We start from the raw sequence: 492 nt of genomic DNA on the forward strand, positions 1-492 counted from the left end.
AAATCAGCGTTTGATTAAAATCATCGTTGTAGCCCAAGCATCGCAGCCTTTTATCATATTTTGCTTAACAACGCCTTTCGTCAACGATGCTACTATCCGTTATTCGTTTTATCTTCTTTTTTGCTTTTGTCTTACAGGTCATTTTATGAGTCAACTTAATCCTAAACAACAAGAAGCCATGCTTTATGTCTCAGGACCTTTATTGGTATTGGCTGGGGCAGGCTCCGGTAAAACCTCGGTGATTACCCGTAAAATTGCCTATCTCATCGAAGAATGCAATATGCCAGCCGAGCGTATCACCGCGGTGACCTTTACCAATAAAGCGGCGCGTGAGATGAAAGCGCGGGTCAGTAAATTGCTGCCAAGTGAAAAAACTCGCGGTCTGACGGTATCGACATTTCACCAATTTGGCTTGCAGTTTTTGCGTTACGAGCTGCTTCATACGCCATTGAAAGGCAACTTCTCCATCATGGACAGCGACGACAGTAAACG

1 protein-coding gene is annotated in these 492 nt (G+C 44.1%); it reads left to right on the top strand.

What is annotated here, in order from left to right; all coding sequences use genetic code 11:
- Positions 1-145: 145 nt before the first annotated feature.
- Positions 146-492, top strand: a 347-nt coding sequence (locus V7D75_RS06820; RefSeq protein ID WP_333613947.1) for a UvrD-helicase domain-containing protein, incomplete at its 3' end; no start/stop codon positions are given.

This window comes from Psychrobacter sp. (assembly GCF_036731945.1).
Lineage (GTDB): Bacteria > Pseudomonadota > Gammaproteobacteria > Pseudomonadales > Moraxellaceae > Psychrobacter.